Source organism: Bacillus sp. DJP31, from assembly GCF_049310945.1.
GTDB lineage: Bacteria > Bacillota > Bacilli > Bacillales > SA4 > Bacillus_BS.
Genome location: NZ_JBMERO010000001.1, coordinates 450,812 through 462,994, shown reverse-complemented (window position 1 = coordinate 462,994; position 12,183 = coordinate 450,812). Strand labels below are relative to the sequence as shown.

At 36.5% G+C, this 12,183-nt stretch carries 11 protein-coding genes; 9 read left to right on the top strand and 2 right to left on the bottom strand.

What is annotated here, in order from left to right:
- The first annotated feature begins 441 nt into the window (after positions 1 to 441).
- From ACOI1C_RS02385 to ACOI1C_RS02355, 7 genes are all read left to right on the top strand, one after another.
- Positions 442 to 687, top strand: coding sequence for a YkuS family protein (locus ACOI1C_RS02385; RefSeq protein WP_422507594.1), 246 nt, complete (start codon positions 442 to 444; stop codon positions 685 to 687).
- 255 nt (positions 688 to 942) lie between these two features.
- Positions 943 to 1,491, top strand: a complete 549-nt coding sequence (locus tag ACOI1C_RS02380; protein ID WP_422507592.1) for a peroxiredoxin — start codon at positions 943 to 945, stop codon at positions 1,489 to 1,491.
- Between the two features lie 62 nt (positions 1,492 to 1,553).
- Positions 1,554 to 2,003, top strand: a complete 450-nt coding sequence (locus ACOI1C_RS02375) for a TlpA family protein disulfide reductase (protein ID WP_422507591.1) — start codon at positions 1,554 to 1,556, stop codon at positions 2,001 to 2,003.
- A 202-nt stretch (positions 2,004 to 2,205) separates the two neighbouring features.
- Complete coding sequence (locus ACOI1C_RS02370) at positions 2,206 to 3,954, top strand: ABC transporter ATP-binding protein (RefSeq protein ID WP_422507589.1); 1,749 nt, start codon at positions 2,206 to 2,208, stop codon at positions 3,952 to 3,954.
- Between the two features lie 15 nt (positions 3,955 to 3,969).
- Positions 3,970 to 5,790: an ABC transporter ATP-binding protein gene (locus ACOI1C_RS02365; protein WP_422507587.1), complete on the top strand. Its 1,821-nt coding sequence runs from the start codon at positions 3,970 to 3,972 to the stop codon at positions 5,788 to 5,790.
- 359 nt (positions 5,791 to 6,149) lie between these two features.
- Positions 6,150 to 7,112 carry a DUF4349 domain-containing protein gene (locus ACOI1C_RS02360; protein ID WP_422507585.1) on the top strand — a complete coding sequence of 321 codons (963 nt, stop codon included), beginning with the start codon at positions 6,150 to 6,152 and terminating at the stop codon, positions 7,110 to 7,112.
- A gap of 66 nt (positions 7,113 to 7,178) precedes the next feature.
- Positions 7,179 to 7,838 (top strand): potassium channel family protein, encoded by a 660-nt coding sequence (locus tag ACOI1C_RS02355; protein WP_422507583.1) that lies wholly within the window; start codon positions 7,179 to 7,181, stop codon positions 7,836 to 7,838.
- A 108-nt stretch (positions 7,839 to 7,946) separates the two neighbouring features.
- Here the strand turns inward: ACOI1C_RS02355 and rnjA are convergent, their stop codons facing one another.
- Both rnjA and ACOI1C_RS02345 read right to left on the bottom strand, forming a co-directional pair.
- Positions 7,947 to 9,614: a ribonuclease J1 gene (gene rnjA, locus ACOI1C_RS02350; protein ID WP_422507581.1), complete on the bottom strand. Its 1,668-nt coding sequence runs from the start codon at positions 9,612 to 9,614 to the stop codon at positions 7,947 to 7,949.
- A 3-nt stretch (positions 9,615 to 9,617) separates the two neighbouring features.
- Positions 9,618 to 9,827, bottom strand: coding sequence for a DNA-dependent RNA polymerase subunit epsilon (locus ACOI1C_RS02345; protein WP_422507579.1), 210 nt, complete (start codon positions 9,825 to 9,827; stop codon positions 9,618 to 9,620).
- Between the two features lie 625 nt (positions 9,828 to 10,452).
- Here ACOI1C_RS02345 and ACOI1C_RS02340 point away from each other — a divergent pair.
- Positions 10,453 to 11,352, top strand: coding sequence for a DMT family transporter (locus ACOI1C_RS02340; RefSeq protein WP_422507577.1), 900 nt, complete (start codon positions 10,453 to 10,455; stop codon positions 11,350 to 11,352).
- 25 nt (positions 11,353 to 11,377) lie between these two features.
- The gene (locus tag ACOI1C_RS02335; RefSeq protein WP_422507575.1) at positions 11,378 to 12,154 is read left to right on the top strand and encodes a Cof-type HAD-IIB family hydrolase; all 777 of its coding nucleotides are present in this window, start codon (positions 11,378 to 11,380) and stop codon (positions 12,152 to 12,154) included.
- Positions 12,155 to 12,183: the final 29 nt, after the last annotated feature.

Genomic DNA, 12,183 nt, shown 5'->3' with positions numbered 1-12,183 from the left:
TTTATTTTTGGTTCTCGCAGTCCTGATTAGTAGCTAATCGAGACAGAGATTCCTTGTTTTGGGGTCTCGCAGTCCCGAATAGTCGTTAATCGAGACAGTTATCCTTTATTTATGGTTCTCGCAGTCCTGATTAGTAGCTAATCGAGACAGAGATTCCTTGTTTTGGGGTTTCGCAGTCCCGAATAGTCGTTAATCGAGACAGTTATCCCTTATTTCTGGTTCTCGCAGTCCCGAATAGTCTCTAATCGAGACAGTTATCCCTTATTTCTGGTTCTTGCAATCCTGAATAATCATTAACCGAGACAAGGATCCCCTAACTTTGAAGTTTTTTGTCTTTGAGAATGGCATTTGGCTCTTGTTGCCTAATTAGAAAAATAATGGGCCAAATAAAGAATAATTTTCCTCGAATTGTTGCACATTACACTTGAGGAGGTGGAGAAAATGGCACGTATTGGTGTAGAACAATCACTATCTGATGTGCGTCAAGCCTTACAAGAAAAAGGGTATGATGTCGTAGACTTACGTAACGAGGAAGATGCTAAAGGTTGTGACTGTTGTGTAGTTACAGGTCAAGATTCTAATGTAATGGGTATTGCTAATACCGTAACAGCTGGATCTGTTATTAAAGCTTCTGGATATACTGCTGATGAAATTTGCCAACAGGTTGAAGGTAGATTAATTCAATAGGTTAGAGGGAACAGTGATTGGAGCTGTTCCTTCTTTTTTTGTGAGATCGAAAATCTAATTACTTTGCTTCTTCCTTTAGGTACAATAAAATTTTTACAAGTGTCTATATAAGGTTTCTATTTAAAATTATTATTACTTAAGTTTGACTGTAAAATAATGTCCCAATATAATACTAGTTGAGATTAAAAAACATATTAATTGAGAAAACTACTGTTTGTGACTCAATTAAAATTAACTTTTGGAGGAGAGACACATATGGCAGAGCGTATGGTAGGTAAACAAGCACCTCGTTTTGAAATGGATGCAGTTTTAGCAAACAAAGAGTTTGGTAAAGTAAGCTTAGAGGACAACATGAAAAACGAAAAATGGACGGTACTATTTTTCTATCCAATGGATTTCACATTTGTTTGTCCGACTGAAATCACAGCCCTATCTGATCGTTATGATGAGTTTGAAGATTTAGATGCAGAGGTTATTGGAGTTTCAACAGATACTATTCATACACATCTTGCTTGGATTAAAACAGATCGTAAAGATAATGGTTTAGGAGATTTGTTATATCCAATAGCAGCAGACACCAATCATGTTGTTTCCCGTGAATACGGTGTTCTTATTGAAGAGGAAGGTATCGCTCTTCGCGGATTATTTATTATAAGTCCTGATGGTGAATTAATGTATTCCGTTGTCAACCATAATAATATTGGTCGTGATGTAGAAGAAACTTTGCGTGTTTTACAAGCTCTTCAAACGGGTGGACTTTGCCCAGCAAACTGGAAGCCAGGTCAAGCAACTTTAAATGCTTAAAAATAGGAGGTCTAACATAGAAATGTGTTAGGCCTTTTTATGCTAAAGTGAGGAGGTAGTTTATGAAATTGAGAGAGCCAATGCCGGCATTTGATGGGGCAACCGAATGGGTAAATGGTGAAGTAACAAAGGAACAATTAATTGGGGAGAATCCAACTCTCGTTCATTTCTGGTCGGTTAGTTGTTATTTATGCAAGGAAGCCATGCCTGAAATCAATCAATTCCGTGATGATTATAAAGATCGCTTGAATGTGGTGGCTGTTCATATGCCTAGATCAGAAGAAGATCTAGATCTTGAAAAAATAAAAGAAGTTGCAGCAGAACATAATATTACACAACCCATTTTTGTTGATAGTGAGCATAAATTAACCAATGCTTTTCAAAACGAATATGTACCAGCCTATTACGTTTTTGATAAAGCAGGACAATTAAGACATTTTCAAGCGGGTGGTAGTGGAATGAAGATGTTAACAAAACGAGTAGACAGAGTCTTAAACGAAGCTGCACTATAAGCTAGAAATCCAGCGGGTATAATTAAACGCTGGATTTTTTAATTCATTTACAAGTAAAACCCTTAGTATACAAGGTTTTAAAAATTAGAAATGTTTTGAAAAAAATAAACAAAATACTGGCAATTTACTTCGATATCCGATATATTTTTAACTATGTTCTATTTTTTTGATTGAATGTACGGAACTAAGGAGGGTAACCAAAATGGAGACATTTAAAAAACTAAAGCAATTTTATTGGCCTTATTTACCTTATTTTTACTGGTCATTGTTATTCTTACTATTTGTGACGGTCATTACCGTTATGTATCCAATAATCCTACAATTTACCATTGATGATGTCATCATTGCAGGGAGTTATGAATACATTCCATATTTGGCTATTGGGTTTATTGGTATTATGACAATAAAAGGTATCACAACTTACTTTCATCAATACTTAGGAGATATGTTCGGGATCCGTTCTGTTTATCGTCTTCGAAATGCTTTATATGAGAAGCTTCAATTCCTTCCATTTCGCTATTTTGATAATGCAAAAACAGGTGACTTGATGTCACGGTTAACCGCAGACGTTGAAGGATTTCGCTTCTTCTTATCATTCGGATTTGCGGAGTTATTGCGCTTTATGTTACTAATCACGATTAGTTTAGGGGTCATGTTTTACTATTCAGTCGAGCTAACCCTTGTAACTATGGCAGCTCTGCCATTCTTAGCGGTCGTCGTGTACCGTTTTGATAAGAAGGTTCACCCTGCCTTCAGGGGCATTCGAAAGTCCTTTGGTAAGCTTAATACAAAGGTACAAGAGAACATTAGCGGAATAAACACGGTAAAGTCCTTATCAAGAGAAAACTTTGAAATTGAGAAATTTAACGATTCAAACGGAGACTATCGTGATAATTACCTTACTACTTCTAATATATGGGCTAAATACTTTCCTCTAATGGAATTCATCGGAAATATATGTGTAGTGGCTTTACTCTCTTATGGAGGGTACTTAGTTATAAATGATGTTGTAAAGCCGGGAGAATTAGTTGCATTCTTTAGTTTAGTTTGGTACATTATGTGGCCAATTATGAATTTAGGTTTTGTCATTAATCTTTTTTCTCAATCGAAAGCATCAGGTGAGCGTCTTCTTGAAATCTTAGAAGCTGACACTGAGATCCATGAGGTTGCAAATCCAATAGAAAAAGAAAGACTCATTGGGCATGTTCAATTTAAGGATGTCACTCTTCAGTATAAAGAAGAAGATGCGATTGCCCTTCAATCCATTAACTTTGATGCAACGCCAGGTAAAGTAATTGGTTTAATAGGTGCAACGGGTAGTGGCAAGACGAGTATTACTCAGCTGATTACAAGATTTTATGAGCCGACAAGCGGACAAATCTATATTGACGGTCTTGATATTAAAGAGTATTCCCTTAATACACTTAGGCGGAATATAGGATTTGTTTTACAGGAGTCCTTCTTGTTTTCCTCCTCTATCAAGGCTAATATTGCTTATGGTAATCCCAATGCAGAGATGGAACAAATCATCGAAGCAGCTAAACGGGCTCAGGCTCATGAATTTATCATGGAGTTACCTGAGGGCTATGATACGATGCTAGGTGAAAGAGGAATGGGACTCTCAGGTGGACAAAAGCAACGGATCGCCATTGCACGGTCTATCCTCATTGATCCTAGTATTCTAGTATTAGATGATGCGACAAGTGCGGTTGATATGGAAACAGAGTTTCAGATTCAAAAGGCATTCCAAGAGGTCATGACTGGTAGGACAACATTTATTATAGCTCACCGAATTTCGTCCTTGAAACATGCTGATGAAATTATTGTTCTTGAAAATGGAGCTATTGTTGAAAGAGGAGTTCATGAAAAACTACTCAATAATCATGGGCCATACCAAAGAATTTATGACATTCAATATAAAGATAGAGAAATTGTCTTACAAGGACAATAAGGAGGGGGGATATCAATGAAAGGTAGAGTAGAAGGAAAGAAACATTTAGATCGGTTCCAGTACTCGGTAGAACAGGTGATTGAAAGTCCGTTTAACTGGCGACAGCTTTCAAGGCTATTTGCCTATATGAAGCCATATTCAAAAAAATTACTACCACTTGCTTTTCTGGCAATGATGCTTTCAACAGCTGTGCGTCTAATTGTTCCAATCATTATTGGGGTATGGACATTTGACTATGCCATTAAGGAAAAGGATACGAATCTATTAATTACACTTGTGCTCATTATTGCTGGCCTATACACCATATCCTATATCGGAAATGTGTATAGAATTCGATGGACAAATCTTTTAGGTCAAAACATTATTTATGATTTACGTCAGCATTTATTTACACATATCCAAAGGCTGTCGCATCGTTTTTTTGATTCACGTTCAGCTGGTTCCATACTTGTACGGATACTGAATGACATTAACTCACTACAGGAATTGTTCACGAGTGGAGTAATCAATCTACTGATGGATTTAATCATGTTAATAGGAATTTTTGTCATTCTATTTATGTTAAGCCCTGAACTTACGATTGCCGTAATGATTATTTTACCTATTATGTTTTTCATCTCTACAAGTCTTCGTAAGAAAATTAGACGGTCTTGGCAGCTTGTAAGAATGAAACAATCTAAGTTAAACTCTCATCTAAATGAAAGTATTCAAGGTATTCGTGTTACACAAGCTTTTACCCAAGAGCATGAAAATATGGAGTTCTTTGACGGTGTCAATAAAGAAACTCATGATTCATGGAAGGATGCAACGAAGAAAAATGCAATGTTCCGTCCGTTTGTAGAAATGTCTAATGCGATTGGAACAGCCATCCTAATTTGGTATGGTTCTAGTTTAGTTGCTAATGGAACGATTGAAATTGGTGTATTTGTTTCCTTTGCCTTTTACTTAGGGATGTTTTGGGAACCAATCTCAAGGATTGGGCAAATATATAACCAATTATTGATGGCAATGGCTTCATCCGAACGTATATTTGAATTTTTGGATGAAGAACCAAATGTGGCTGAAAAAGAAAATGCAGAGAGATTAGAAAATATTAAGGGCCACATTGAATTTGATCAAGTAGAATTTGCTTATGACGAGAATCGAAAAGCGCTTAAAGGAATCTCACTTGAGATGCTACCAGGTCAAACGATTGCTCTAGTAGGACACACTGGTTCTGGAAAAACGACGATTGCCAATTTAATTGGTCGATTTTACGATCCAACTAGTGGAAGTGTGAAGATTGATGGTGTTGACCTATTGGACGTTTCACTTGAAAGTGTTCGTTCACAAATTAGTGTAGTCCTACAGGACACATTTATTTTCTCTGGAACCATTATGGACAATATTCGATTTGGTAACCCCAGGGCAACAGATGAAGAGGTAAAGAAGGCAGCTACTGCTGTCGGAGCGCATCTCTTTATTGAAAAGCTATCAAGTGGGTATGAAACGGAAGTAGAAGAGCGAGGAAATGTGCTTTCTGTCGGAGAGCGTCAGCTCATATCATTTGCACGTGCTCTACTAGCTGATCCGAAAATCTTAATCTTGGATGAGGCGACAGCAAGTATTGATACTGAAACAGAAGTTAAGATTCAAACAGCACTAAAAACATTGCTACAAAATCGTACTGCCATTATCATTGCCCATCGATTATCAACTATAAGAGAAGCGGATAAAATATTCGTTCTTGATCATGGTGAGGTCATGGAACAAGGTAGTCATTCTCAGCTTATGGATTCTAAGGGGATATACTTTAAGTTAGTGAAGTCTCAATTTAATATGTTGAGTGCTGGGTAGGTAGTGGGCTCTGACTGTGGATAGTGCTGGTAGTTAATTGTTGTTTTCACACTCCTGAATGTGAACACCATTCAGGGGAGGTGGGAAGAAGGGTATTCGGGTAGGTGCGGCCTCGGCACGAGACCGAGATTAAACCCAAACCAAACCAAACCCTAAACCCAAAAACCAATAGATTAGATATAGTAATAGAAAATATGAAAAGGGACTTGCAAGTTGAGGTCCCTTTTTTGTGTGTCAAAATTAGTATAGGCAAGGTATCCAATTAAAGGGTATTATAAAACCAAGAAATTTTATTTAATATTCATTATTTTGTAACAAATCTGTAATATTTTCGTCTATGTAAAAAAGAGGGGCCTAGTTTGAAGCTGAAAGATATGGTTTTATGGTCATTATTTATCATATTAATGGTAACACTTATTGGTTGTAGTGGAGGAAATAAAGAGGAATCAGCGGATATGTCGGGAAAGGAGTCTTCGATCGATGAGGATTCAAAAATGGATAATCAAGCTACTGAGTCAGAAGTAGAAGAAGCAGAGTCTGCTGAAGAGCCAGCCGCCATTTCAAGTGGTACCGATTCTAAAAGTACAAATCAACCTCAATCCAACCAGATGATCATTTATCATGCTAGTATTACTATTGAGGTTAAGGATTTTAACAAAGCGAAAGACAGTCTGGAACAGCTGATTGTTGAGAAGAAGGGTTACATTGCTAATTCATCTAGTCAACAAATTAGTGATGGACAGGTAGAGGGTTCATTGTCTGTAAGGATCCCTCAAGAGCATTTTCAGCAATTCTTAGATGAAATTGAAGACTTAAGTGTTAAGGTTCATCACCAATCCATTGAAGGTATGGATGTTACCGAGGAATATGTAGATTTAAGCTCTAGATTGAAGTCAAGAGAAGCGGTAGAAGAGCGACTATTGCAATTTATGCAAGAAGCACAAAAGACAGAGGACTTACTAAAAATTTCCGCAGATTTAGGTAAGATTCAAGAAGAGATGGAGCAAATTAAAGGAAGAATAAAATATTTACAAAACCAAGTAAGTCTTTCAACCGTGGAAATATCGTTTACAGAGAATAAGATTATAGTTCCTTCAATTGATAACAGTGAATTAAATACATGGGAAAAGACGAAGAAACAATTCATAACTAGTGTCCAGTTATTGCTGTCTTTTTGTTCAGGAGTGTTTATTTTTCTAATCGGTAATTCACCAGTATTTATTATTTTGGCAGGTCTATCCCTTCTTATCTACTTGTTTTACCGGAGAAGACTAAAGAAAAACCAGTTGCCAACAAATCATCATGATGGGGATATTAGCTGAAAATAATAGTACTTTGTGATAAAATCACAGTGAATAGATTTAATAAGGTCAATTGGAGGAATCATCGTGAAAAAAGAGTTCGCCGTCATTGGCCTAGGAAGATTTGGTGGTAGCATATGCCGTTCACTAAGTCAGCAAGGGATGGAAGTATTAGCTATAGATTTGGATGAAGATAAAGTGAATGAATATTCTTCAATTGCTTCACATGCCGTTGTTGGAGATTCAACTGATGAAATGGTTCTTAAAAGTCTAGGAATTCGTAACTTTGATCATGTAATCGTAGCAATTGGTGAAAATATTCAAGCAAGCATCCTAACCACTCTTATTCTAAATGAATTAGGAGTTAAGCACATCACGGTTAAGGCCCAAAATGATTACCATGAAAAGGTACTTTCAAAAATTGGTGCCGATCACATTGTGCATCCTGAAAGAGATATGGGTCAAAGAATTGCCCATAATATTATCTCAAACAATGTACTGGATTATTTAGAACTTTCAGATGAACATAGTATTGTTGAACTTATTGCGAGTAAACGAGTAAACGGGTTCTCATTAATCGATTTAGATATTCGAGCGAAATACGGTATTAATATCGTTGCCATTAAGCGTGGAAAAGAAATCTTGGTTTCGCCACAAGCTACCGAAACGATTCAACAAGGTGATATATTGATTATCATTGGTGCGGATACTGACATTAGCAAATTTCAGAAAAAATTTATCGACTAAAAGTAAGTCCCTTATCCACTTGGAACAGGGGCTTTTTTATGTTAAAAAAAGAAAAAACTCCTCAAGTAGAGGAGATTTCTTCGAACCGCTTAGCTGTAAAAGTATTCTTTAAACTTCCATTATGATTGGTAAAATCATTGGTCTACGCTTTGTTTTCTCATAAAGGAAAGGAGATAAAGTATCGGTGATTTCATTTTTAATTTCAGACCATTGTGTTGTTTTTCTTTCCATCACACGATTAAGGTGCTTTGTAATGAGTGCTTGGGCATCGTTGATTAGATCTCCAGATTCTCTCATGTAAACAAATCCACGTGAAATTAAGTCTGGTCCTGCTGAAATTTTGAATTCCTTCATATTGATGCTAACAACAACAATGACAAGTCCTTCTTCAGATAAAATACGGCGATCTCTTAAAACGATATTCCCGATATCACCAATACCACTTCCGTCGATATAAACATTACCTGAAGGGATCTTACCGGCAACACTTGCTTCATTTTCGGTAAGTGCTAACACCTCACCGTTGTCCATAATAAAACAGTTTTTTTCGTCGACACCACAGTCTACTGCTAGATTTGAGTGCATTTTTTGCATGCGATATTCACCATGAATAGGCATGAAGAATTTTGGTTTCATGAGACGAAGCATTAACATCTGCTCCTGTTGTCCACCGTGACCTGAAGTATGTATATCACTAAGTGAACCATGAATAACGTCTGCCCCGGCTTTGAAGAGGGCATTTATTGTTCGGCTTACACTTATCGTATTACCAGGAATAGGTGAAGAAGAAAAAACGACCGTATCACCAGGTATGATTTGAATCTGACGATGAGTACCGTTAGCAATTCGTGATAAGGCAGCCATTGGCTCACCTTGACTACCTGTACACAAAATAACAACTTTATCTGCCGGTAATCTATTGATTTGAGAATGTTCAATAAGTGTTTCCTTAGGGCAAGTAACATAACCCAATTCTTGACCAATCGTCATAGCAGCTTCCATGCTTCGACCGAATACGGCTACTTTTCGTCCATTAATTACTGCTGCCTCGACAACCTGTTGAAGACGGTGAATGTTAGAAGCAAATGTTGCAAAGATGATTCTTCCTGGAACCTTACGAAAGATCTCGTGTATACTTTCGCCAACTTTTCGCTCAGACATCGTAAAATGAGGAACTTCACTATTTGTACTATCAGATAATAAGCAAAGTACGCCTTCTTTTCCGATTTCCGCCATCTTGGTCAAATTAGCAGGTTCCCCAACAGGTGTAAAATCAAACTTGAAATCACCTGTGTGAACAATTTGTCCAGGAGGTGTTTTCACAACAATCCCATAAGCATCAGGAATACTGTGGGTAGTTCTATAGAAGGATACTGATGTTTTTCTAAACTTTATAACATCATCTTCTTTAATTTCATTTAAAATCGTTGTTCTTAGTAGGCCATGCTCTTCTAGTTTATTTTTGATTAAACCTAGAGCTAACTTTCCACCATAAATGGGGATGTTAATTTCCTTTAATAAATAAGGAATTCCACCGATATGATCCTCGTGTCCGTGTGTGATAAATAATCCTTTAATCTTATCTACATTTTTGACTAAGTAGCTGTAATCCGGAATAACATAATCGATTCCCAATAATTCATCTTCTGGGAATTTAATACCAGCATCAATTAAGATGATTTCGTCCTGAAATTGAACTCCATATGTGTTTTTACCAATTTCGCCCAGTCCGCCTAGGGCAAATACTGCTGTTTGGTCATTCTTTACAAACTTCATATCTTACACCGTCTCCAATACGTAGTTTTCAGATTGTTTTTCATAATCAAGGTAAGCACCTGTTACTTTTTGTACGAGTTCGATATTGTAGTTGCGGTCTGCTAATCTTCTTCGTACTTCTCGTTCCGTTTCAGCCTCTAAGTAAATTGCTTTCGTACGCTCACGTACTGGTACTTCAAAAGTACCTTCTTGAAAATATACTTTAAATATCATTTCTATCTCTCCTTGGGTTACTTTATATATAATGTTCAAAGCTTCACTAACACGCCTCTATTGTTTATTTGTGTTCTAAAAGAAAGAGGGTTAACTAACTACCAAATTGAACATTTCTATGAAATATCTGTAAATACAAATAAAATCAATTATATGATGATATGTCCGAGTATGCAAACAACATAGTAAACGAACCAATTAATCTCAAGATAAGTTCTATTATATCGGAAATCTAATTTTATTTCATGTTTTTTCTATACCACGTAAATTTCACTAAATAAAATGCGTCTTAAATAAGCTTTTTGTCCAACATATTTTGACAAGTGCAGCCTCATTCTTGAGTTATAGTAAGAGGTACTATTACGCAATTGTTCTTTTTCGTAGCATATCATTCCATTGCTCCATTAATTTTTGCTTTAGTTTTTTTAACATGTCTTATCAAACTCCTCTCTCGTTTTACTTATTAATAGAATGGTCTCAGTTGGCCTTTTTACTACTAGTATATGATTTTTTAGGTCAACCCTTTCGTGGATAAGAATGGAAGTTTGCGAAAAGATACAATTGACATTTAATGAATCATTCTTTAGCGTAAAAAGTAGATGTGTTTTGAAGGGGAGATACGCACGTGGGGAAGCTATACGTTGTTTTACTTACATTGAGCTTGATATGGGGAACGTCTTTTTTGTTTATAAAATTGCTTGTAGATCCATTAGGTGCATGGGGAGTAGTGTTTTGGCGTTGTTTTTTTGGGACAGTCATCCTCGTTGTAATTGTAACCATTCGGAAAGAATGGGGTTCTAGTAAAAAATTACCTTTTATGATGATTATTATTGTTTCCTTATTAAACAACGCTATACCTTGGGTCTTAATTGCATTGAGTGAAACGCAGATATCAAGTAGCTATGCTTCATTGATTAATGCCACGACGCCAATTTGGACGGTTATAATAGGGTCAATATTTTTCTTCCAAAAACTAGGGTGGATACAGTGGTTTGGAATATCCCTTGGATTTATCGGAATCGTGATTTTAACTGACGTCCAATTAGTCAATCTATTTAACCAATCCTTCATAGGTTTGTTTACAATGCTAGGGGCAACAATCTGTTATGGGTTATCAACCCACCTTTCAAAAAAATACTTGAAGGGAATAAGTATAACGATGATTTCCGTAAGTACATTACTAGTCTCAACGATTATTAGCTTCTTTGTCGTTCTAGTCTCCAACCCTAGCACCTTCAGTAAGGTAATGGATCCATCTATCTTCCTTGCTTTAATTGGCCTTGGGGTGTTTGGTTCAGGATTTGCTTACATCCTATATTATTATTTGATTCAAGAAGGAAGCCCGGATTTCGCTGCTCTTGTAACGTATTTAGTTCCAATATCAGCCATGTTGTGGGGATCTTTATTTTTAAATGAGAAAATATCGTTTATGATGATTATTGGCTTCTTTATTATATTAAGTGGTGTTTACTTCTCTTCAAAGAAAACGAAAGTACCAGAACTCGAAAAACGAGCTACAGCCTAATTATACTTGGAGGTTTAATCAATATATGCAGAATACAAAACTCATTTTCTTTGATCTTGATGGAACGTTATTAAATCATAACAAACAAATTCCAACGAATACTATAAAAGCAATTGAATCCCTAAGGTCTGCTGGACACTTCGTCGCGATTGCAACAGGTCGAGCACCCTTCATGTTTAAAGAAATACGGGAGAATCTTTCAATCGACACATTTATTAGTTTTAACGGACAATTTGTTGTCCATGAGAATGAACCTATTTTTAAAAATCCATTAAAGAAGTCTACCTTACAAAGGTTGCACGTTGAATCAAATGAATCAGGTCATCCGCTTGTCTTTATGGACCATTTAACAATGAAGGCAAGTAGCGGAGATCATCCTCATATACATGAAAGTTTAGGGACGTTACATTTTACACATCCAGAGGTAGATCCACTTTATTATGTAGACAATGATATCTATCAAACCCTATTGTTCTGTAAGAGTGTTGATGAAATGCCGTATGTGGGCTCTTATTCAGACTTCCATTTCATAAGGTGGCATAAATATTCGACAGATGTTCTCCCACATGGTGGCTCGAAGGCGAAGGGAATAGAAGTTATGATGAAAAAACTTGGATTTCAGAGAGAAGATGTTATCGCATTTGGTGACGGACTAAATGACCTAGAAATGCTAGAATTCGCTGGAACTGGAGTAGCAATGGGGAATGGTGTTCAGAAAGCAAAGGAAATTGCAAACATAGTTACCAAATCTGTAGATGAAGACGGTATTGTATATGGGTTGGAAATGTTAAAGTTGATCTAATAGAAGGTAAACCCCCGACAATATGTCGG

What these genes read in the sequence shown, in the direction of transcription:
- ACOI1C_RS02345 (WP_422507579.1), bottom strand. Translation starts at nt 9,827, where the DNA reads ATGATATTTAAAGTATATTTTCAAGAAGGTACTTTTGAAGTACCAGTA.
- ACOI1C_RS02380 (WP_422507592.1), top strand. Translation starts at nt 943, where the DNA reads ATGGCAGAGCGTATGGTAGGTAAACAAGCACCTCGTTTTGAAATGGAT.
- ACOI1C_RS02365 (WP_422507587.1), top strand. Translation starts at nt 3,970, where the DNA reads ATGAAAGGTAGAGTAGAAGGAAAGAAACATTTAGATCGGTTCCAGTAC.
- ACOI1C_RS02385 (WP_422507594.1), top strand. Translation starts at nt 442, where the DNA reads ATGGCACGTATTGGTGTAGAACAATCACTATCTGATGTGCGTCAAGCC.
- ACOI1C_RS02375 (WP_422507591.1), top strand. Translation starts at nt 1,554, where the DNA reads ATGAAATTGAGAGAGCCAATGCCGGCATTTGATGGGGCAACCGAATGG.
- ACOI1C_RS02370 (WP_422507589.1), top strand. Translation starts at nt 2,206, where the DNA reads ATGGAGACATTTAAAAAACTAAAGCAATTTTATTGGCCTTATTTACCT.
- ACOI1C_RS02335 (WP_422507575.1), top strand. Translation starts at nt 11,378, where the DNA reads ATGCAGAATACAAAACTCATTTTCTTTGATCTTGATGGAACGTTATTA.
- rnjA (WP_422507581.1), bottom strand. Translation starts at nt 9,614, where the DNA reads ATGAAGTTTGTAAAGAATGACCAAACAGCAGTATTTGCCCTAGGCGGA.